General features: G+C 68.2%; 15 protein-coding genes. 9 read left to right on the top strand and 6 right to left on the bottom strand.

Annotated elements, in window-relative coordinates; translation table 11 throughout:
• Position 1: 1 nt before the first annotated feature.
• The 3 genes from ACPTTC_RS25325 (at position 2) to ACPTTC_RS25315 (ending at position 4176) form a co-directional block, all read left to right on the top strand.
• Positions 2-1354 carry an LLM class flavin-dependent oxidoreductase gene (locus tag ACPTTC_RS25325; protein ID WP_423394399.1) on the top strand — a complete coding sequence of 451 codons (1353 nt, stop codon included), beginning with the start codon at positions 2-4 and terminating at the stop codon, positions 1352-1354.
• A 64-nt stretch (positions 1355-1418) separates the two neighbouring features.
• Positions 1419-3209, top strand: a complete 1791-nt coding sequence (locus ACPTTC_RS25320) for an amino acid ABC transporter permease/ATP-binding protein (protein ID WP_423394398.1) — start codon at positions 1419-1421, stop codon at positions 3207-3209.
• A 34-nt stretch (positions 3210-3243) separates the two neighbouring features.
• Positions 3244-4176, top strand: a complete 933-nt coding sequence (locus tag ACPTTC_RS25315) for an ABC transporter substrate-binding protein (protein WP_423394397.1) — start codon at positions 3244-3246, stop codon at positions 4174-4176.
• A gap of 99 nt (positions 4177-4275) precedes the next feature.
• Here the strand turns inward: ACPTTC_RS25315 and ACPTTC_RS25310 are convergent, their stop codons facing one another.
• Both ACPTTC_RS25310 and ACPTTC_RS25305 read right to left on the bottom strand, forming a co-directional pair.
• Positions 4276-5370 (bottom strand): LLM class flavin-dependent oxidoreductase, encoded by a 1095-nt coding sequence (locus ACPTTC_RS25310; protein ID WP_423394396.1) that lies wholly within the window; start codon positions 5368-5370, stop codon positions 4276-4278.
• Between the two features lie 169 nt (positions 5371-5539).
• Complete coding sequence (locus ACPTTC_RS25305; RefSeq protein ID WP_423394395.1) at positions 5540-6487, bottom strand: ABC transporter substrate-binding protein; 948 nt, start codon at positions 6485-6487, stop codon at positions 5540-5542.
• Positions 6488-6805: 318 nt separating this feature from the next.
• Here ACPTTC_RS25305 and ACPTTC_RS25300 point away from each other — a divergent pair, with 318 nt between their 5' ends.
• Both ACPTTC_RS25300 and ACPTTC_RS25295 read left to right on the top strand, forming a co-directional pair.
• A complete protein-coding gene (locus ACPTTC_RS25300; protein ID WP_423394394.1) occupies positions 6806-7723 on the top strand; it encodes a serine aminopeptidase domain-containing protein in 918 nt (305 codons plus the stop codon).
• Positions 7720-8151, top strand: coding sequence for a MarR family winged helix-turn-helix transcriptional regulator (locus ACPTTC_RS25295; protein ID WP_423394393.1), 432 nt, complete (start codon positions 7720-7722; stop codon positions 8149-8151). Before ACPTTC_RS25300 ends, ACPTTC_RS25295 begins: the two co-directional genes overlap by 4 nt.
• Before the next feature lie 49 nt (positions 8152-8200).
• Here the strand turns inward: ACPTTC_RS25295 and adhP are convergent, their stop codons facing one another.
• Positions 8201-9229: an alcohol dehydrogenase AdhP gene (gene adhP / locus ACPTTC_RS25290; RefSeq protein ID WP_175953762.1), complete on the bottom strand. Its 1029-nt coding sequence runs from the start codon at positions 9227-9229 to the stop codon at positions 8201-8203.
• Positions 9230-9738: 509 nt separating this feature from the next.
• On the opposite strand from adhP, the gene ACPTTC_RS25285 reads away from it, so the two are divergent.
• The 3 genes from ACPTTC_RS25285 (at position 9739) to otsA (ending at position 15940) form a co-directional block, all read left to right on the top strand.
• A complete protein-coding gene (locus ACPTTC_RS25285) occupies positions 9739-11817 on the top strand; it encodes a TonB-dependent receptor (protein ID WP_423394392.1) in 2079 nt (692 codons plus the stop codon).
• Positions 11818-12283: 466 nt separating this feature from the next.
• Positions 12284-13903: a methyl-accepting chemotaxis protein gene (locus tag ACPTTC_RS25280; protein WP_423394391.1), complete on the top strand. Its 1620-nt coding sequence runs from the start codon at positions 12284-12286 to the stop codon at positions 13901-13903.
• A 630-nt stretch (positions 13904-14533) separates the two neighbouring features.
• Positions 14534-15940, top strand: a complete 1407-nt coding sequence (gene otsA, locus ACPTTC_RS25275; protein ID WP_226197539.1) for an alpha,alpha-trehalose-phosphate synthase (UDP-forming) — start codon at positions 14534-14536, stop codon at positions 15938-15940.
• 7 nt (positions 15941-15947) lie between these two features.
• Here otsA and ACPTTC_RS25270 read toward each other — a convergent pair whose 3' ends face one another.
• The gene (locus ACPTTC_RS25270) at positions 15948-16415 is read right to left on the bottom strand and encodes an OsmC family protein (RefSeq protein ID WP_423394390.1); all 468 of its coding nucleotides are present in this window, start codon (positions 16413-16415) and stop codon (positions 15948-15950) included.
• A gap of 83 nt (positions 16416-16498) precedes the next feature.
• Positions 16499-18475, bottom strand: a complete 1977-nt coding sequence (gene ftsH, locus ACPTTC_RS25265; RefSeq protein ID WP_423394389.1) for an ATP-dependent zinc metalloprotease FtsH — start codon at positions 18473-18475, stop codon at positions 16499-16501.
• 461 nt (positions 18476-18936) lie between these two features.
• On the opposite strand from ftsH, the gene ACPTTC_RS25260 reads away from it, so the two are divergent.
• Positions 18937-20601: an acid phosphatase gene (locus ACPTTC_RS25260; RefSeq protein WP_423394388.1), complete on the top strand. Its 1665-nt coding sequence runs from the start codon at positions 18937-18939 to the stop codon at positions 20599-20601.
• A 113-nt stretch (positions 20602-20714) separates the two neighbouring features.
• On the opposite strand, the gene ACPTTC_RS25255 is transcribed toward ACPTTC_RS25260, so the two are convergent.
• Positions 20715-22211 (bottom strand): FAD-dependent oxidoreductase, encoded by a 1497-nt coding sequence (locus tag ACPTTC_RS25255; protein WP_423394387.1) that lies wholly within the window; start codon positions 22209-22211, stop codon positions 20715-20717.
• Between the last annotated feature and the right edge of the window lie 268 nt (positions 22212-22479).

Below are 22479 nucleotides of genomic sequence, written 5' to 3'. Positions count from 1 at the left end.
CATGACGACCCGACGATCGATCCCCTTCGGCCTGATGCTGCAAGGCGCAGGCAGCCACATGAACGCATGGCGGCACCCGAGCAACCCGCCGGACGCGAGCATCAACCTCGATTTCGCGATCGGCATCGCGCGCCAGGCGGAAGCCGCCGGCATCGCGTTCGCGTTCGTCGCGGACGGCCTCTACATCAACGAGAAGTCGATCCCGCACTTCCTGAACCGCTTCGAGCCGCTGACCGTGCTGTCGGCGCTCGCGGTCGCGACGAAGAAGATCGGGCTCGCGGGCACGATCTCGACGTCGTACAGCGAGCCGTTCACGGTCGCGCGCCAGCTCGCGTCGCTCGATGCGATCAGCGGCGGGCGCGCGGGCTGGAACGTCGTGACGACGCCGCTCGAAGGCACCGCGAAGAATTTCGGCAAGGCGCATCCCGATCACGAGCTGCGCTACGAGATCGCCGACGAATACCTCGCCGTCGTGCAGGGCCTGTGGGACAGCTGGGACGACGACGCATTCGTGCGCGACCGCGCGAGCGGCCGCTTCTTCGACCGCGACAAGCTCCACACGCTCGATCACCACGGCCGCTTCTTCCAGGTTGCGGGCCCGCTCAACATCCAGCGCTCGCCGCAGGGGCAGCCGGTGATCTTCCAGGCCGGTTCGTCCGACACCGGCATCGGGCTCGCGGGCAAGTATGCGGATGCCGTGTTCACGCATTCGCCGTCGCTCGACGAAACGGCCGCGTTCACGCGGCGCGTGAAGCAGAGCGCGATCGAGCACGGCCGGCAAGGCAGCGACGTGAAGATCTTCCCCGGCATCGGGCCCATCGTCGGCCGCACGGCGGCCGAGGCCGAGGACAAATACCAGGCGATCCGCAACCTGCTGACGATCGACGAGGCGCTCGCGTACCTGGGCCGCTATTTCGATCACCACGATTTCACGCAGTACGCGCTCGATGCGCCCTTCCCGGAACTCGGCGAGCTCGGCCGCAACAGCTTCCGCTCGACCACCGACCGGATCAAGGCCGACGCGAAGCGCAAAGGCCAGTCGCTGCGCGAGACGGCGCTCGCGGTCGCCACGCCGCGCCCGAACTTCATCGGCACGGCCGAGCATGTCGCCGACGAGCTGATCCGCTGGCACGACGCGGGCGCGGGCGACGGCTTCATCCTCGGCTTCGCGGTGCAGGCGCAGGGCGTCGAGGATTTCGTCGAACTCGTGATTCCGGCGCTCGAGGCGCGCGGCCGCTACAGCCGCGACCTGCCCGGTGCAACGCTGCGCGACCACCTCGGGCTGCCGCGCAAGGCCAGTCGCCACGCGGCGCCTGATGTGTCGCGCGAAACGGCGGCCGAAGCGCACGCCTGACGCCCGCTGCCGCGCCGCCCGTGCGCGGCGCGCCCGCCCGACCGATTCGAGGATCTCCACCGACATGAGCGACACGACCCACCTCGGCGGCGCGCTGCCGCCGCTCTCTTCCCCCGGCGCGCGCGACGCCGGCACGCGTTTCCGGATCGTGCCCGCGCGCCACCGGTCGCGCACGGCCGGCTCCGTGCTCGCCGTCGCGCTGATCGCGATCGTCCTGCATTCGATCCTCGGCAACCCGCAATGGGGCTGGCCGGTGTTCGCCGAATGGTTCCTGTCGCCGCCGGTGCTGTCGGGGCTCGCGCGCACGCTGGTGCTGACACTGCTCGGCGCGGTATTCGGCCTCGTGCTCGGCGCGTTCGTCGCACTGGCCCGGCTGTCGCGTTCGCGGCTGCTGTCGGCGAGCGCATGGACCTTCGTGTGGCTGTTCCGCTCGATTCCGCTGATCGTGCTGCTGCTGATCCTGAACAACCTCGGCTACCTGTACGAGCATGTGCGGCTCGGCGTGCCGTTCACCGACATCGTGTGGTTCGACACGCCGACGACCGACCTGATCAGTCCGTTCCTCGCCGCCGTCCTCGGCCTCACGCTGCACCACGCGGCGTTTTCCGCGGAGGTGATCCGGGGCGGCATTCTCGCGGTCGACCAGGGGCAGCTCGAAGCGGCCGCCGCGCTCGGGCTGCCGCGCGGCCGCCAGACCACGCGGATCGTGCTGCCGCAGGCGATGCGCGCGATCCTGCCGACCGCGTTCAACGATCTGATCATGCTCGCGAAAGGCACGTCGATGGTCTACGTGCTCGCGATGCCGGAGCTGTTCTATACGGTGCAGGTGATCTATCGCCGCAATCTCGAAGTGATTCCGCTGCTGATGGTCGCCACCGTCTGGTACCTGATCATCCTGACCGTGCTGTCGGCCATCCAGGTGCAGGTCGAGCGGCACTATGCGCGCGGCGCGCTGCGCAACCCGCCGCCGTCCGTCCTCACGTTCGCACTCGCGCGCCTCGGCGTGCTGTGGCGGCGTGTCACGTCCCGTCACGCGGCATCGATCGCACAGGCTCAAGGCGATCACGACACCGCGACCACCGTCGCGCCGCGCGCCGGCGGCGAAGTGGCCGTGCATGGCGTCTCGAAGCAGTTCGGCATGCAGCGCGTGCTCGACAACGTGTCGTTCGTCGCCCCGCGAGGCAGCGTAACCGTGATCGTCGGGCCGTCGGGCTCGGGCAAGTCGACGCTGCTGCGCACGATCAACCATCTCGAACGCGTCGACGACGGCTTCATCGACATCGACGGCGAGCTGATCGGCTATCGCCGCGACGGCGACGTGCTCTACGAGCTGAAGGAACGCGACGTGCTGATGCGGCGCACGGCTGTCGGGATGGTGTTCCAGAACTTCAACCTGTTCCCGCACCTGACAGTGCTCGAAAACCTGGTCGAGGCGCCGGTCGTCGTGGGCGGCGTCACGCGCGACGCCGCCGAGCGCATCGCCCGCACGCTGCTCGCGCGTGTCGGTCTCGCGGATAAAGCCGATGCGTACCCGCGCCAGTTGTCGGGCGGCCAGCAACAGCGCGTCGCGATCGCGCGGGCGCTCGCGCTGCGCCCGAAGGTGCTGCTGTTCGACGAGCCGACGTCGGCGCTCGATCCCGAGCTCGTCAACGAGGTGCTCGACGTGATCAAGGAACTCGCTCGTTCCGGCACGACGCTCGTGATCGTCACGCACGAGATCGGCTTCGCGCGCGAAGTCGCGGACAACGTGCTGTTCATGGAGCGCGGGCGCATCGTCGAAGCCGGGCCGCCGGCCGTCGTGCTCGACGCGCCGTCGCATCCGCGTACGCGTGCGTTCCTGTCGAGGGTGCTGTGATGCGCACCGCTCCCGACCCGCGAGGTGCCGCACGATGACCGACCGACGCCGGTTCATGACCGCCGCGCTGGTCGCGGCGGCGGGCTTGCCGTGGCACACGGCGGACGCGGCCGCCGCCACGGCCGACCTCGACCCGCGCCAGGCCGGCCGCCTGCGCGCGCCACCCGACGATGCGGCGATCCGCGCGGCGGCCGGCTACCGCTGGGTCCGCGACGGCGCGTTCACGGTCGCGATTTCACCGCACGCGCCGCCCGTGTCGACCTATGCGACCGACGCGCGCACCGTGGTCGGCGCCGATCCCGACTATGCGCAGCTCGTCGCGGACACGCTCGGCCGCACGCTCGTGCTGCTGCCGATCGCGTGGGCCGACTGGCCGCTCGGGCTGACGTCCGGCAAGTACGACGCGGTGATCTCGAACGTCGGCGTGACCGAGAAGCGCAAGGAGAAATACGATTTCACGACCTACCGGCTCGGGCTGCACGGCTTCTATGTACGCACCGGCAGCCCGATCGCGAAGCTCGCCGAGCCGAAGGATATCGCCGGCCTGCGCATCATCACCGGCGCGGGGACGAGCCAGGAGCGCATCCTGCTCGAATGGAACAAACGCAACGTGGCGCAGGGGTTGAAGCCGGCCGATCTGCTCTATTTCGACGACGATGCGACCGCGCGCGTCGCGCTGCTGTCGGGCCGCGCCGATGCGGAGCTGAACCCGAACGCGTCGCTCGCGTACGAGGCCGCGCGCACGGGCAAGATCCGCCGCGTCGGCGTCGTCAATGCGGGCTGGCCGGCCCATGCCGACGTGGCGATCGCGACGCGGCGCGGCAGCGGGCTCGCGCCCGCGCTGACGCTGGCGACGAACGCGCTGATCGCGAGTGGCCGCTATGGGCAGGCGCTCGCGCGCTGGGGCTTGCAGAGCGAGGCGATCGCGCGCGCCGAAACCAATCCGCCGGGGTTGCCGTCGTTCTGAGCGCGTTGACAGGACGATGCCCGACACGACATCGCCCCGGCATTCCATGTCGGCCATGCCGGGGCGCGCGACACAACGCCGTTGGGTGGAGTGCCGAGCCTACGCCCTCACCGCCGCGCGCGACCGGTCAAGCTCCGCGACCTGCGCATGAATCGCCGGAATCAGGTCACGCCCGTAATCGAGCGCATCGTCCAGCGGATCGAACCCGCGAATCAGGAACGTCGACACGCCCAACCGGTAATACGCGCCGAGCGCCCGCGCAACCTGTTCCGGCGTGCCGACCAGCGCGGTCGAATTCCAGCGCGCGCCGGTCAGGTTCGCGACGCCCATCCACAGCCGCTCGTCGAGCACGTCGCCCTGCGCGGCGGCCGCCATCAGCCGTTGCGAACCCGCATTCTGCGGCGCATGGCCGGCGATCGGCTGGCCGTTCGCGAGCCGTGCCGCGCGCACGCGCGCGCGGATCGCCTCGGCCTTCTCCCATGCGGCAGCCTCGGTGTCGGCGACGATCGGCCGGAACGACACGCTGATGCGCGGCGCACGCCCGAATGGTGCGGCGGCCTCACGCACGCGTGCGATCTGCTCGCGCACCGACGCGAGCGGCTCGCCCCACGTCATGTAGACATCGGCATGCTCGCCCGCGACCGCCAGCGCGGCCGGCGACGACCCGCCGAAATAGATCGGCACGTGCGGCCGCTGCACACCCTTCACGAGCGGCGACGCGCCGCGCAGCCGGTAGAACGCGCCGTCGTGGTCGACCGGTGCGTCGGCCTGCCAGATCCGCTTCAGCACGTCGAGATATTCGCCGGTGCGGCGGTAGCGCGCATCGTGCGGCACGAAATCGCCGTCGCGCTGCAGGTCCGTATCGTCGCCGCCCGACACGATGTTCAACGCGAGCCGGCCGCCGCTGAATACGTCGAGCGTCGCGACCTGCCGCGCGGCGGCCGACGGCACGATCACGCCCGGCCGATGCGCGAGCAGGATGCGGATGCGCTCGGTCGCGGCAGCCGCGAACGACGCGACGATGAAACCGTCCGCCGCGTTGCTGAAATGACCGACCAGGATCTGGTCGAAGCCGGCGGCCTCGTGCGCCTGCGCGAAACGGCGCACGTAGTCGGGCTGGACGGCGGCGCCGCCCGGTACGTCGACCTCCGCGCCGGGCGTCGCGGTGATCATGCCGATGATGTCGACTGGCATGTCGGGGTGTCCTCGTGGTTCTCGTGGTTCTCGTGGTTCTCGTGGTTCTCGTGGTTCTCGTGGTTCTCGTGGTTCTCGTGGTTCTCGTGGTTCTCGTGGTTCTCGTGGTTCTCGTGGTTCTCGTGGTTCTCGTGGTTCTCGATCGGAAATCGTGGCCGGGATGGTCCGCTTACTGCGCGGCGGCCGCTTTCTGCGCAGGCGCCACAAACGCGCCCGCATACGAGCGGTCGAGCAGCTTCGACGTGTCGTACGCGGCCGGAATCACGCCGGCCTTGTGCAGGAAGTCGGCCGTGTTCTGCGCGTCCCTCGCGGCTGTCTCGTCGACCGGGCCGACGCGCTGCTTCGCGTTGTCGAGCCAGCGGTACGCAACGTCGGGCTCGAGCTTCGCGCGCTTCGCCCACAGGTCCGCATACTCGCGCGGGTGGCTGTCGACCCACTGGCGCGCGGCCACGACGCGTCGCAGGAAATCGGTGATCTCGGCGCGCTTGCCGGAGGCGGCCTGCTCGTTCGCAGCAACGAAGCTCAGCGCCGGCATCAGCCCCTGCGCGGTCGTCACGGGCCGCGCACCCTGTCGCAACGCGAGCGTGCTGACGAACGGCTCCCACAGCGACACGGCGTCGACCGAGCCGTTCGCGAAAGCGTTGGTCGCATCGATCGGCATCAGGTACGCATACTTGACCGAATCCGCGCGCAAGCCCGCGTGTTCGAGCGCGCGCAGCACGAGCTGCTGGCTCCACGCACCGCGCCACACGGCGATGGTCTTGCCTTGCAGATCGGCCACGGTGCGCACCGGCGAGTTCTTCGGTACGAGAATCGCGACGCCGTCGAGGCTCTGCCTCGACACCGCGACGACCTTCACCGGCGCGCCGCGCGCGGCCAGCGTCAGCAGCGCGGAATCGCCGAGAAAGCCGACGTCGATCGCATTGCCGTTCAGCGATTCGGCAACGGGCGCGGCGGCCTGGAAATGCTTCCACTCGATCGTGTAAGGCAGGTCCTTCAGCACGCCGGACGCCTCCATCGACGCCTGGATGTTGAAGTAGTTCTGTTCACCGACGCGCAGTGTGACGGTGTCTTTGGCAATGCCCGGCTGCGCGGCAAGCGCCAGCAAGAGCGCCATGACGATTCGGCTCGACAACGTGATCTCCCGGAGGGTTGGCAAACGGCCGCGCGATGGCGGCGCCTCGCGATCCGCCGTGCACGGCGGCCGGCGGAACGGATGGAACCGGTGACGATACGTCGATCTTCATCATGAAACAAACGCAATATTCTTCTATACAAAGATGCAAATGTTTTATGACGTGACTGGCGTCGCAGAATGCCGCCCGTCGCGCTCATCGGAACCCGGTTCGAATGAATCCTCGACAGATATTTCGTGCGCGAAATAAATCACGCACTATATTTCGCATACGAAATAACCACCTGAACGAGGACGGTCGTGAGCTCCCAACCCATCGAGTTTTCCGCCGCCGACGGCTACGCGCTGCACGGCACGCTGTGGTCGCCGGATGCCGAGCCGCGCGCGCTGGTGCTGATCCATCCGGCGACGGCCGTGCCGGAGCGGCTGTATGCGGGCTTCGCCCGCTTCCTGACCGAACGCGGCTTTGCGGCGCTCACCTACAACTATCGCGGCATCGGCGCGTCGCGGCCCGCGCGCCTGGGCGCGCTGAAGGCCCGCATGCGCGACTGGATGGAACTCGACGTGGGCGGCGCGACCGCGTGGGCGCGGCAGGCGTACGCAGGTTTGCCGCTGCTGGCGGTCGGGCATAGCGTCGGCGGGCATGCGATCGGGCTGTCCGCCGCCACGCCGCACCTGCGCGCGGCCGTGCTGGTCGCCGCGCATGCGGGCAGCACGCGGCTGATCGCGCAGGCGGCCGAACGCCTGAAGGTGCGGCTGATCCTGCGCGTACTCGGCCCGCTGATGTCCGCGCTGCTCGGCTACGTGCCCGGCAAGCGGCTCGGGCTCGGCGAGGACATGCCGGCCGGCGTGTTCCGCGAATGGAGCCGCTGGACGACGCTGCCGCACTATTTCTTCGACGATCCGACACTCGGCGCGGCCGAGCGTTACGCGAAACAGCAGTTGCCGATCCTCGCGCTCGGCTTCGACGACGACCCGTGGGCGAACCCGGCCGCGATCGGGCTGCTGGTAAGCTATCTGACCCGCGCGACGGTCGAACGTCGCCAGATCGATCCGCACGTGGCGGGCAGCGGCCCGGTCGGGCACATGGGCTTCTTCCGCAGCCGCCCCGGCACCGTGCTGTGGCCCGGCGTGGCCGACTGGCTCGCGCAGGCACTGGACACGCCGCGCGCCGCGGGCCGTCCCTCCCTTTCCATTGCAGCCGGGAACCCAGCTTGAGCGAAAACCGACGACTGTTTTTCATGTTGAACATCGGCCAGCGGCGCGTGCAGCGCTGGATCGACCGCAAGGCGGAGACCGAGACGCGCGCGAGCGCCGCGCAGGCCGGCGCGCTGTTCTGCCTCGCGAAACAGGATGGCGCGCTGATCGGCGAAGTCGGCGCCGCGCTGCAGCTTGCACCGTCCGCGATGACGGGGCTCGCCGACCGGATGGCGAAAGCCGGCCTGATCACGCGTCATGCCGATTCGGACGACGGCCGTGCGACGCGCCTGTACCTGACCGACGAGGGCCGCGCGGCACTCAAGCGTGCACGCGTGCTGCTGCGCGAACTCAACGGCAAGCTGTGCGACGGGTTTTCCGACGACGAACTCGATGTCGTCGCGCGCTGGCTGCATACGCTGCAGGAGCGGTTTCCGGCGGAACGATGAGCAGCGCGGCGCCGTCGCGCCATCGACGGCACGCGCCGCGTGCATCGCATCAATGCATGTCGGTCAGCACGACGCGCCCGTCGACCTTGCCTGCGCGCAGTTTCGCGAACACGTCGTTGATGTTGCCGAGCCGGTCGCGATGGATGTGCGCGCGCACCAGGCCGTCGGCCGCGAAATCGAGCGATTCCTGCAGGTCGCGCCGCGTACCGACGATCGACCCGCGCACGGTGATGCCGTTCAGCACGGTCGAGAAGATCGGCAACGGGAAATCGCCGGGTGGCAAGCCGTTCAGCGCCACCGTGCCGCCGCGCCGCACCATCCCGAGCGCCTGCGCGAACGCGCTGCGGGACACGGCCGTGACGAGCACGCCGTGCGCACCGCCGATCTCCTTCTGGATGACCTTGGCCGGATCGTCGATCGACGCGTCGATCGTCAGTTGTGCGCCGAGCTGCCGCGCCAGCGCGAGCTTGTCGGGTGAAATGTCGATGGCCGCGACGTGCAGGCCCATCGCGCGCGCATACTGCACGGCCACGTGCCCGAGGCCGCCGATACCGGAGATCGCGAGCCACTGGCCCGGGCGCGTATCGGTGACGCGAATGCCCTTGTAGACGGTGACGCCCGCGCACAGGATCGGCGCGATCTCGTCGAACGCAACCTGCGCGGGCAAATGGCCGACGTAGTCGGGATCGGCCAGGACGTATTCCGCGTAGCTGCCGTTCACCGAATAGCCGGTGTTCTGCTGGTCATGGCACAGCGTTTCCCAGCCCGTGTAGCAGTACTCGCAATGGCCGCAGGCCGTATAGAGCCAGGGCACGCCCACGCGATCGCCTTCGCGCACATGCGTGACGCCCGCGCCGACCGCCGCGACGATGCCCACGCCTTCATGGCCCGGAATGAACGGCAACGACGGCTTGACCGGCCAGTCGCCGTCGGCCGCGTGCAGATCGGTATGGCACACGCCCGATGCCTGGATGTTGACGAGGATCTGGCCGCGCCCCGGCGTCGGCACGGGCACCTCCTCGATGCGTAGCGGTTCGCCGAATGCGTGCACGACGGCCGCTTTCATGGTTTGGGTCATGGATCGCTCCTGCCTGGTCGGTAGGCGATCCAGTATCCGGATTCGGACTCGAAAGACGTTGACACGTATCAACGCGCGGGACGATGCACGGCGATGGCCGCGGCTTCAAGGTATCGCACCGGGGCGCGACGCCGGATCGCACCCCGTCAGGGGCCGCGCACTGAATGCGGGCGGCAACCTCAACGTGGTCGACGAACCAGCGTGCCGCCCACGTTCACGACCTGGACTTCCAGACCGAACCCCGCGCGGGCGCGCCCCGCCGCTCCCGTGGCCATTTCATCCATCAGACAGAAACCCGACAAAATCCTGTCATCTTGCTTGGAATTTGAAATGATATAACATATCATTTCGCGTGCTCGTCCGCCTGACGCCGTTCCACTCTGGGTGGCCGGGCCTCGCCGAGCCATTTTCCAACGGGTCGCTGCGCGTTGCTGACGCAACAATATATCGTATCCAGCCGTGACCCGCATCGCTCGTTATCCGATCCGATTCCAACCGATTCACCAACCATGCGCGACCTCCCTCGTCTACCGCTTCGCCCGCTCTCGTCCCTTTCGCTGATACTGTTCGCCGCCGTCGCGCACGCGCAGACCGATACGCCCGCCGTGTCCGGCACGCCACCGACCACCGCGCTCGCCCCGATCTTCGTGACCGCGAACCCGCTCGGCGACAACGAACTGATCGCGCCGACCGTCCAGCTTTCCGGCGATGCGCTGACACGCCGCCAGGCCGATTCGCTCGGCGAGACGCTCAACGGGCTGCCCGGCGTATCGACCACCACCTACGGGCCGATGGTCGGCCGCCCGATCATCCGCGGGATGGACGGCGACCGGATCCGGCTGCTGCAGAACGGCGTCGCGGCCTACGACGCGTCGTCGCTGTCGTACGACCATGCGGTGCCGCAGGATCCGCTGTCGATCGAACGCGTCGAGATCGTGCGCGGCCCGGCCGCGCTGCTATACGGCGGCAACGCGGTGGGCGGCGTCGTCAACACGATCGACAACCGGATTCCGCGCGAAGCGATCGAGGGCGTGACGGGTGCGCTCGACGCGCGCTACGGCGGCGCAAACTCGGTGCGCGCGGACGCCGCGCAAGTGGAAGGCGGCAATGGCCGCTTCGCGTTCCACGTCGATGCGTTCGACCGCGAAACGAGCAAGCTGCGGATTCCCGGCTACGCGCGCAGCAGCGCACAACGCGCGATCGACGGCCCCGACACGCCGCAGCCGTATGGCAACGTGCCGAACAGCGACGGCCGCGTGCACGGCGGCTCGGCCGGCGCGTCGTATACGTGGGCGGACGGCTTCGCGGGCCTGTCGTACAGCGGCTACGAATCGAACTACGGCTCCGTCGCGGAGAGCGACGTGCGGCTGCGGATGCGTCAGGAGCGCCTTGCGCTCGCGTCCGAGGTGCGCAACCTGAGCGGGCCGTTCACGAAGCTGAAATTCGACTTCGCGTACACCGACTACCGTCACAAGGAAGTCGACAACGGCGAGACCGCGACCACCTTCCGCAATCGCGGCTACGAGGCGCGCATCGAGGCAACGCATCGCAAGATCGGCCCGCTCGAAGGCGCGATCGGCGTGCAGTTCGGCCAGAACACGTTCTCCGCGCTGGGCGACGAGATGCTCGTGCCGTCCACGCGTACGAACAGCGTCGCGCTGTTCGGCCTCGAGGAATGGCAGGTCGTCCCGGCGCTCAAGCTGAGCCTCGGCGGCCGCTTCGAGCACGTGAAGGTCGATCCCGATCCGGCCGGCGTCGAGAAATTCGCGGGAGCGCAGCCGCGCGAGTTCAACGCGGGCAGCCTGTCGGCCGGCGCGCTGTTCTCGCTGACGCCCGTATGGTCGGTGGCGGCCAACGTCGCGTACACCGAACGCGCGCCGACCTTCTACGAACTGTATTCGAACGGCCCGCACGATGCGACCGGCCAGTTCCTGATCGGCAACCCGAACGCGTCGAAGGAAAAGGCCGTGTCGACCGACCTGTCGCTGCGCTACGCGAGCGGCCCGAATCGCGGCAGCGTCGGCGTGTTCTACAACCGCTTCTCGAACTACCTGACCGAGTACAACACGGGCCGCGTGGTGAACGACGACGGCGAACCGGTCGCGCCCGGTACCGACGGCTCGCTCAACGAGGCGATCTACCGTGGCGTGCGCGCCGAGTTCTACGGCATCGAGCTGGACGGCAAGTGGCGCGCCTTCGCGCGGCGCGGCCATACGGTCGACCTGGAACTGACGGCCGACTACACGCATGCACGCAACGTCGACACGGGCCAGCCGCTGCCGCGCATCGCGCCGCTGCGCGCGACGCTCGCGGCCGACTACGGCTACGGCCCGTTCGGCGCGCGCGCGCAAGTCACGCATGCGTGGTCGCAGCATCGTGTGCCCGAGAACGACTTTTCGACGGACGGCTACACGTCGCTCGGCGTGATGCTCACCTACAAGTTCCGCGTCGGCCCGACGCACTGGCTCGCCTACCTGCGCGGCGACAACCTGACGAACCAGGAAATCCGCTATTCGACCTCGGTCGTACGCGGCTTCGCACCGGAAGGCGGCCGCAGCGTGATGGCCGGGTTGCGCACCACGTTCTGACCCTCTCACGGCCCGCGGCGCCCGCCGCGGGCCGCTTTCCGGCACCCCTGCCCGCCGCGAAATTCCGTTTATCCGCCATTACCGGCAATCGCGCGGCACTCGCCGACGACGCGAACCGGTTCCCTACCCGATTCAGTCGAAACCACCTTCCGGCATTCATCGATAAATCGAAACAAATTCATCATACTATTATTAGCAAAACGACAGCTTTTGTTTCACCAAAGAAAACCGGTTTCAAATTCCACGTATAAACCTTTTAATCACGGGCACTCCATCGATTCTTGATCAAAATCAAAAGCGCCCGCCCGACAACGGTTCCAGCGATAAAAAAACTAATATCAGGGTTTTCGAAGGGTAAAGAATCATCCGATATACCCGTTAATGCCGGCACGAGCCCGTATCTGGTCGAACAATAATTTCAATTCGCCAACCACACGCACAGAGGCACACTGTGAAAATCGCCAGAATGAGCATCAAAACAAAACTCCTTGGCGGCTTCGGCCTGCTCGCAGCGGTCGTCGTGATCGTGTCGGGCATGGCACTCAAGGCGCTATCCGATACGAACGCCGAGTTTTCCCGCTACATGAACGGCATCAATGCGCGGGCGACCCTTTCCGCGCAAATCCGCACCGCCGTCGACCGGCGCGCGATCGCCGCGCGCAACCTCGTACTCGTGACCAAACCGTCCGACCTCGAGCTCGAACTGGCCGAGGTGAACCAGTCGCACAAGGACGTGCAGGACCATCTCGCGAAGCTCAAGGACATGATGGCGAACGCGACCGACACCTCCGATCGCGCTCGCGAACTGGTGGCCGACATCGCGCGCATCGAAGGCAGCTACGGGCCCGTCGCACTGCGTATCGTCGGGCTCGCGCAGGCCGGCAAGAAAGACGAGGCGATCGCCGACATCGACGACAACTGCCGGCCACTGCTCGCGCAACTGGTGCGCGCAACCGATGCCTACGCGACCTATACGCATGAACGCGAACTCGCGATCGCGCAGCAATTCGCGGATCGCTATGCGATGGAGCGCAACCTGCTGGCCGGGATCTGCCTGATCGCCGTCGCGGTCGCGGTATGCGGCGGCCTGTGGCTGACGCGCAGGATCACGGTGCCGATCGGCTCGGCCGTGGACGTCGCACGCACGGTCGCGAACGGCGATCTCGGCAGCCGCATCGACGTGAGCGGCAACGACGAGACGCGCGATCTGCTCGAAGCATTGCGAACGATGAACGAGCGATTGATCGGCATCGTCGGCCGCGTGCGCGATTCGTCGAACAGCATCGCACATGCGGTCGGCGAGATCGCGTCGGGCAACCTCGACCTGAGCCAGCGCACCGAGGAACAGGCCGCATCGCTGCAGGAAACCGCCGCGACGATGGAGGAATTCACGTCGACGGTGCGATTGAACGCGGAGAACGCGCAACAGGCCAGCTCGCTCGCCGCGAACGCATCGGACGTCGCGCAGCGCGGCAGTTCGGTGGTCGGCCGCGTGGTCGAAACGATGACGGAGATCGGCCACAGCTCGTCGAAGATCGCCGACATCACCGGCATCATCGAAGGCATCGCGTTCCAGACCAACATCCTCGCGCTGAACGCGGCCGTCGAAGCCGCTCGCGCCGGCGAACAGGGGCGCGGTTTCGCGGTCGTCGCGAGCGAGGTGCGCAGCCTCGCGCAACGTTCGTCCACGGCGGCGAAGGAGATCAAGGAACTGATCTCCGCGTCGGTGCAGACGATCCGCGACAGTTCCGAACTCGCGGGCGAAGCCGGCAAGACGATGTCCGACGTCACGCAGGCCGTTGCGCGTGTGACGGACATCATGGGCGAGATCGCGGCCGCGTCGGCCGAGCAGAGCCGCGGCATCGACCAGGTGAACCTGACGATCACGCAGATGGACGAGACGACGCAGCAGAACGCGGCGCTCGTCGAGCAGGCCGCGGCCGCATCGAAGTCGCTCGAGGCGCAAGGCCGCGAGCTGTCCGAAACGGTTGCCGCGTTCCGGATGCCGTCCGGCACGCACGTGACGTCGCCGGGCGCGTACGCGCAAGCTCCGGCCGCGCATCACTGGCAACCGGCCACCGCGTAATCGATTCCGCAACGAGGCGACGATGCGCACGCCGTGCCGCCGCACTGCCTGCGTCACGCTTGTGCGCGCCGCGCGATGCGCGGCCGCACGCGGCACGCAGTGCTGCCGCGCATCGTCACCGCCCGGCGCAGCGGGTTCGCATGCCCGACGTCGCGCTTCGCCGATCCGCGTCGCACGCTCGCGGCGCGCATACGGGTAGCACCGTGCGTGGAGCGGCAGCCTCGACGGTCGTTTCCATCGACCGGCGCGGCCTCGTGCGCGCGTCCTGACCAGCACATCGCCGCGCACGATCGCGCGTGATGCGCCCTGTTGCGCCTCGCATGGCGCACGCTGCGCGTGCAGCGTTGCGCAAGTTTCGATCCCGCCCGTGTATCGTGCGTTGCCACACCGGCGACATGGAGATCGCGCTGCATTCGCCCGCACATCGCTCGCCGAGGCAGACTTTTAAAACGCACGAATGACGAGTATGCTAAAAAAAGCACTCCCCGGTCGGACGGCGAATCGCGTACCCTGACTCCCGTCCGATCGCATTGCGGCCCCCTCGTTGCGCACATCGCGCGTCGATGGCGGCGTCTGTTTCTCGCGCCACGGCCGCACAAACCTTTCCCCCAACAATCGTCAGGAGAGCTAGTGAGCCGACTCGTCGTCGTATCCAATCGCATTGCAGATCCTCGTAAAGCCGCGGCCGGCGGCCTCGCCGTCGCCGTGAAAGACAGCCTGCAGGAATCCGGCGGCGTCTGGTTCGGCTGGAGCGGGAGGCTACGCGGCGGCGACGATCAGCCTACGCATGGCGACGAGGTGCAGATCCAGAACGTCGGCGGCATCCAGCTCGCGACGATCGATCTCGACCCGCAGGATTACGACGCGTACTACCTCGGTTATTCGAACAACGTGCTGTGGCCGGTGTTTCACTACCGGCTCGATCTCGCGCAGTTCGACCGCCGCTTCGCCGACGGCTACCGGCGCGTCAACCAGCTGTTCGCGCGCAAACTGCGCACGCTGCTGCGGCCCGACGACACCATCTGGGTCCACGACTACCAGCTGATTCCGCTCGCCGCCGAATTGCGCGCGATGGGCTGCACGAATCCGATCGGTTTCTTCCTGCACATCCCGATGCCGCCGCCGCCGATCATGGCCGCGATCCCGGAACACGAATGGCTGATGCGCTCGCTGTTCGCGTACGATCTCGTCGGCTTCCAGACCGAGTCGGACCTGCTCCACTTCGAGCATTACGTCGAAGCGGAAGCCGGCGCCGCGCGGCTGCCGGACGGCCGCCTGCGCGCGTTCGGCCGCACGCTGTCGGCAGGCGCCTTCCCGATCGGCATCAATGTCGACGAGTTCGAATCGCTCGCGCGCGATCGCGACGGGCTCGACATGTTCGCGCGGATGCGCGACGAGTATTCGCGCCGCCAGCTGCTGGTCGGCGTCGACCGGCTCGACTACACGAAGGGGCTGCCGCAGCGCGTGCATGCGTTCCGCCAGTTGCTCGAGCAGTATCCGGAGAACCGCAACCGCGCGACGCTGATCCAGATCGCCGCGCCGAGCCGCGAGGATCTCGGCGCGTACGACGACCTGCGGCGCGAGATGGACAGCCTGTGCGGCGCGATCAACGGCGACTACGGCGAACTCGAGTGGATGCCGATGCGCTACATTCACCGCACCGTCGCGCGCAAGCGCCTGCCGGGCCTCTATCGCGCAAGCCGCGTCGCACTCGTCACGCCGCTGCGCGACGGGATGAACCTCGTCGCGAAGGAATTTCTCGCCGCGCAGGACGCAGCCGACCCGGGCGTGCTCGTGCTGTCGCGTTTCGCCGGCGCGGCCGAGCAGTTGAAGTCGGCGCTGCTCGTCAATCCGTACGACACGCAAGGCACCGCGCAGGCGATCCAGCGCGCGCTCGCGATGCCGCTCGAAGAACGCCGCCAGCGTCACGCGGCGTTGATGGCGCTCGTGCGCAAGACCGACGTGCACTGGTGGCGCACGCGCTTTCTCGACGCGCTCGCCGAAGCGGCCGAAGTCGCCGCCGCAACCCCATCCTGACGCGCGCTCACGCGTCCGTCGCCACGTATTCGAGCGCCGCGCCGTTCACGTCGCACAGGTCGACCGAAACCGGAATGCCTTCGCGCAGGCTCGCCGTCAGTACGCAGTACGCATCGAACTGATCGAGCACGCGCGTCGCTGCCGCGAGATCGGCCCACGTCTTGCCGATCGACAGCCGTACCGACATCGCGCCCACCCGCACCCAGCCTGCTTCGTTCTGCACCATGTCGACGTCGATATGCGCGGCAATCGGCTGCGGATCGACACGCTGCTTTTCCAGCGCGAACAGCAGGCTCGCCGCGAGGCAGGTCGCGACGGCCGCGGCCAATAACCGGATCGGGTTCGGCCCGCGTCCGTCGCCGAGCGGCGGCGGCTCGTCGGTCAGCACCGGCGCCAGCGTCGTGCCGGCAAACGCCACTTCGAAACAGAAACGCGCCTGCTGCGCGACATCGACCGATACGTGCGCCTCGCTCATGGCGACTCCGTGGAGATCAACGGGGAAAGGAATGCCGGCGCGCAGTCGCTGCGACGCGCGCCGCTCGCAGGTTCGCGGCACCTTCAGCGATCGGGTTCGCGTGGCGGCCCGTATGCGACGAAATCGCGCTCGACCGCGGACGCATGCTCCGTTTCGATCGCGCCGCCGCGTGCGCCGGCTTCGTCGTCCGGCGCCGCCGTCGTTGCGGACGGTGGATCGACGCGCCCGTCGATCAGCGCCTGCAGCGCGTCGCGTTCGAGCACCTCGCATTGCAATAGCCGGCGTGCGATGCGCTCGAGTGCATCGCGGCGTTCGCCGAGCGTCATCGCAACCCGCGCATGCGCATCGGTCAGCAACGTGTGCACCTCGTCGTCGATCATGCGCGCGGTGTGCTCACTGCAGCGCATCTCGCCCGCATGCCATGCGCCTGGTATGCCCTGGCGCGCCTCGCCATCGTCGAACGTCGCGAGCCCGATCTTCTCGCTCATCCCGTACTGCATGACCATGTGGCGCGCCATCGCGGTCGCGCGTTCGAGATCGTTCTGCGCGCCCGTCGACACGTCGCCGAACACGAGTTCTTCGGCAACGCGGCCGCCGAGCAGGGCGTCGATCCGGTCGAGCAGCTCGCTTCGGCGCAACACGTAGCGATCCTCGGTCGGCACCTGCTGCGTATAGCCAAGCGCCGCGACGCCGCGCGGAATGATCGACACTTTCTTCACCGGATCGCAATGCGTGCGGCTTTCCGCGACGAGCGCGTGACCGGCCTCGTGATACGCGATGGTCAGCTTCTCCTGTGCGTTCATCACGCGGCTCTTGCGCTCGAGGCCCGTCAGCGCGCGGTCGATCGCCTCGTCGAAGTCGGCCATGCCGATCGCCGGCTTGCCGAGTTCGGCCGCATGCAGCGCGGCCTCGTTGACGACGTTCGCGAGATCCGCGCCGACGAAGCCCGGCGTGCGCGACGCGAGTTCGCCGAGATCGACGTCGGCCGCGAGCTTCACGCGCTTGACGTGCACGCCGAGGATCTGCCGCCGGCCATTCACGTCGGGCCGGTCGATCGCGATGTGGCGATCGAAGCGGCCCGGCCGCAGCAGCGCGGGATCGAGGATCTCGGGCCGGTTCGTCGCGGCCATGATGATTACGCCGGAGCCGGCCTGGAAGCCGTCCATCTCGACGAGCAGCTGATTGAGCGTCTGCTCGCGTTCGTCGTTGCCCGACATCGGACCCACGCCGCGCACCTTGCCGAGCGCATCGAGCTCGTCGACGAACACGATGCACGGCGCCTTCTGCTGCGCCTGCTCGAACAGGTCGCGCACGCGGGCCGCGCCGACGCCGACGAACATCTCGACGAACGCCGAGCCGCTGATCGAGAAAAACGGCACGGCCGCCTCGCCGGCCACCGCACGCGCGAGCAGCGTCTTGCCGGTGCCCGGCGCGCCGACTACCAGCACGCCCTTCGGGATCTTGCCGCCGAGCCGCTGGTAACGGTCGGGGTTGCGCAGGAATGCGACGAGTTGCTGCAGCTCGGCCTTCGCCTCGTCGATGCCCGCGATATCGTCGAACGTGATGCCGGTTTCCTGCTGCACGTACACCCGCGCGCGGCTCTTGCCCATCCCGGTGAAGTCCTGCAGCCCGCCGCGCTTGCGCAGCATCATGTTCCAGATGAACACGAACAGCACGAGCGGCAGCAGCCACGACGCAAGCGATGCGATCCAGCTCGTGTCCGGTGCGCCGTGATAGCGGATGCCGGCGGCGGTCAGCGTGTCGGTCAGGTGCTCGTCGGTCACGCGGTTGGTCGTGAAGCGCCACGGCGCGCCGGCCTGCTGCACGGCCGCGACTTCGGACGCCGGCAGCATCGTGCCGGCCTGCGGCATCTTCAGCGTGCCCGTGATCGATGCAGGGCCGACCTCGAGATCATCGACGAGCCGTGCGGCGACGAGCCGGTGGAAATCGCTGTACGCGATCGACGCCGACGACGGATGCAGCATCAGCAACTGCGCGGCGAACAGCACGAAGAAGCCCGCCGCGATCAGCAATCCCGGGTAGTCGAATTTCCTGTCCATGGCATCGGGCCGGACGTGCGCGCTACGCTAGGCGGCGCGGCACGGCGGACGTGTGCGGACGCGCGCGCAGCCGGCGCGCGGCATCGGCGGCCATGCGGAAGCGGCATTCATGCGGGCCATCGTCGCCTCGCTTCATCGCCTCGTTCGTCGCATCAATGGTGCCGCGACGACGCCTTGGGCCAGCGCCGCCGGGCAATCCTCGCCCGGGCGGCACGCTGCGACGCGCCGCCCCTGAATCAAGTCTAGCTCGCGCGCAGGCGTCGCGCATCGCCCGCGGCGCGGCTCGAATCGTCCGACCAACACCTTTCATCTGCCCCCGTTGCCGCGTTATAGTCGCGTTCATGACATTTTTGTGACAGGCGCAACACGGGCTGTTGCCTTCCATCCCGCAGCGCGGCAGCCTGTGCGACGCCGCCGCGCATCACGCCCCCGTCCACCCGCCCACTCGAGGAACCCACGACGTGAACGACACCCCCGATCGCCCCGACGACCTTCCCGCCGATCCCGACCGCCGCCGCCTGCTCGGCGGCCTCGCCGCGCTCGGCGCGGGTGTCGCGCTCAGCGGCTGCGAAACCACGGCAGGCAGCGCGCCGCGCTCCGCCGCCGACCTGCGCATCGACGAAGCGTTGCGCCAGCGCGTGCGCCACATCGTCGTGATCTATGCGGAAAATCGCAGCTTCGCGAACCTGTACGGCGATTTCCCGGGCGTGCGCCATCTGCTGAGCGAGGTGCGCCCCGAGCACACGCAGCAGCTCGATCGCGACGGCAAGACACCGCTGCCCGTGCTGCCGAAGATCTGGGGCGGGCTCGTGCCGCAGGCGCAGGAAGTGGACGGCAAGCGCTACGCAATCGCCGAGCGCGACATCGACAAGCTGCCGAACGCGCCGTTCCTGATTTCGGACGCACAGGGCAAGGCGCTGCCGAACGGCGTGATCACACGCGACCTGTGGCACCGCTTCTACCAGAATCAAATGCAGATCGCGGGCGGCCGCAACAACCAGTTCGCCGCGTGGGCCGATTCGGGCGGCCTGGTGATGGGCCACTACCGCAATTCGGCCGACACGCTGCGGCTGTGGAATCTCGCACGGCAATACACGCTGTGCGACAACTTCTTCATGGCCGCTTTCGGCGGGTCGTGGCTGAACCACATGTACCTGATTTCCGCGCAGCCGCCTCTGTATCCGGACGCGCACAAGCATCCGCACGCAGCCAAGCTGCTGTCGAAAGTCGAGGGCGACGATCCGGCCGGCACGCGCCTGAAGCTCGCCGACGATTCGCCGGCGTCCGCGCTCGACGGCCCGCCCAAGTTCGCGGGCGACGGCCCGCTGACGCCCGACGGCTATGGCGTCAACACGATGGCGCCGCCGTACCAGCCGAGCTACGTGCCGCCGGCTGACCCGGGCAATGCCGCGTATGCGGATCCGGCCGATCATCGCGTGATGCCGCCGCAGGGCCATGCGACGATCGGTGACCGCCTGTCGGAAAAGAACGTCGACTGGGCGTGGTACAGCGGCGCGTGGCAGTACGCGCTCGAGCATCGCGACACGGGCAACGTGCCCGATTTCCAGTACCACCACCAGCCGTTCAACTATTTCGCGAACTACGCGCCCGGCACCGACGCGCGCAGCAAGCACCTGCGCGACGCCGGGCTCGGCGACGAGCCGTCGACCAACCACTTCATCGCCGACATCGACGCAGGCCGCCTGCCGGCCGTCACGTTCTACAAGCCGCAGGGCAACCTGAACATGCATGCAGGCTACGCGGACATCGAATCCGGCGACCGTCACATCGCGACCGTGATCGACCATATCCGGCGCGGGCCGCAATGGGACAACACCGTGATCGTGATGACGCACGACGAGAACGGCGGCTGGTGGGATCACGTCGCGCCGCCGGTCGGCGACCGCTGGGGGCCGGGCTCGCGGATTCCGGCGCTCGTGATCTCGCCGTTCGCGAAGAAGGGTTTCGTCGATCACACGTTGTACGACACGAACTCGATCCTGCGCTTCATCAGCCGCGTGCACGGGCTCGCGCCGCTCGACGGGGTGGTCGCGCGCAACCAGGCGTTCGCCGCGCGCGGCGCGACGCCGCCGGGTGACCTGACGAATGCGCTCGATCTCGGCTGACGGCAGGCCGGCCGGATTGCTCGGCCGGCGGGTTGGCCGAGCAGGCCGGTGATACGACGACGCCCCGGGCAACACGATTGCGCGGGGCGTCGTTCATTTCAAGCCGGCAAATACTAAGCGGCGCGGCGCACTGCGTCGCACCCCGCTTGCGCGGCGTGACGCCCGGCCTGTCGGCCGAAGAACGTCGCGTCGGCCAGCGACAGCCCCGAGCTGTACCCGGCGCCCCAACGCGGCAGCCCGCAGGTCGTGCGGCCCGCGGCATAGAGCCCCGGCACCGGCGCCCGCGCCGCATCGACCACCTGCCCGGTCGGCAGCGTGTCGAGCCCGCCGAGCGTGAAATGCGGATAGAACGCGTAGTCGATCCGGCAATCGAGCGCGACGAACGGCGGCTCGATCAGCGGCTGCAGCCACTTCTTCGCCTTGTGGAACAGCGGGTCGGCGCCTTCGGCCGCATGGCGGTTGTAGACGTCGACGGTTGCCGTCAGCGTGCCCGCCGGCATCTGCAGGTCGCGTTCGACTTCCTCCCACGTTTCACCGGCCGCCGCGATGCCGATCCGCGCGATCGCAGGCGGCTCCCGATACGTCGCCCGATCGACGAGCAGGTAGATCCGGTCGTCGGCCTGGTGGAATGCGTGATGGCCCGTGCGGCCGTGATAGCCGTCCTCGTTGACGAAGCGCTGGCCGCGCGCGTTCACGAAGATCCCTCTGATCAGCGATTCGGGCGCGTAGAACGGCAGGCTGACGAAGCCTTGATCCATATGAATCGCCGCGCCGCCCGCGCTCTGGCCGAGCAGGATGCCCGAGCCGTCGTCGCCGGGGCTGCCGATCGGTTCGTCCGAGCGCAGCAACTGCGGCGCATGCCGGCGCACCATCTCGCGGTTCATCGCGAAGCCGCCCGCGCACAGGATCACCGCGCGACGCGCCCGCACGCATGCCGTCTCGCCATAGGCGCGCAGCACGACGCCGCGCACCGCGCCGCCGTCGTCGACGATCAACGCGAGCGCGCGCGTGTCGTAGCGCGTCGCGACGCCGAGCGCCGCCACGCGCTCGGCCAGCACGCGCATCAGCATCTGCCCGCCACCCCAACCCGGCCATTGCGGCGTGTGCCCGCGCGGGCACGGCTTCGCGGCCTCGCTGAACGGCCAGGCTTCCTCGCTACCCGACCAGATCAGGCAATCGTCGGTTTCCGGTTCGACGATCCGCTCGGCGATGAACGTGTTCTTGTACGCAAGGCCCTGCGCAACGAGCCAGTCGTGGTGCGCCAGGCTTTCGTTCGCGTAGAGGCGCACCTTCGCTTCGTCGGCGTCGCGGCCGCCGGCCAGCATCAGGTAGCGGTACAGATCCTCGGTGTCGTCGGTAAAGCCGGCCTGCCGCTGCGCGGGCGTGCCGCCGCTGCCGCCGAGGTAGATCTCGCCGCCCGACAGCGCGCTCGTGCCGCCGTAACTCGACGCGCGCTCGACGATCAGCGTGTCGGCGCCGGCGCGCGCGGCTTCGATCGCCGCGCAGGCGCCGGCCGCGCCGAAGCCGACGATCACGACATCGTGCTCGGCATCCCAGCGACGCACGTCGCGGGTATTCAGGGGGTGGGTCAGCGAATAGTCGGATGTCATGAGGAATGGGGCGGCGTGAAGGAAATCTGCGGGAAGCTGGGGGCGTGGAGCTGATCTGCCGAGCGGGTCGCCTGACGCGGAGGTTGGCGCGTTGTCACTGTGTCGAGTTATCGCGTTTTCGCGTTTTCATGGTGGCGCGTTGTCGTTAAGAGCACGCGGCGGTACCGATGCAAACCGTGCGCCTTGTCGGGCGCGGAGAAAATCGAACGGCGTGAAGCCGGGCGGACCGCGCAGCCGGCCCAATCCGCAACGATTGCGCGGCGGCCAC

This window comes from Burkholderia mycopellens (assembly GCF_964265025.1).
In the GTDB taxonomy this organism is placed as follows: Bacteria; Pseudomonadota; Gammaproteobacteria; order Burkholderiales; family Burkholderiaceae; genus Burkholderia.
This window is presented reverse-complemented; position numbering and strand designations above follow the sequence as displayed.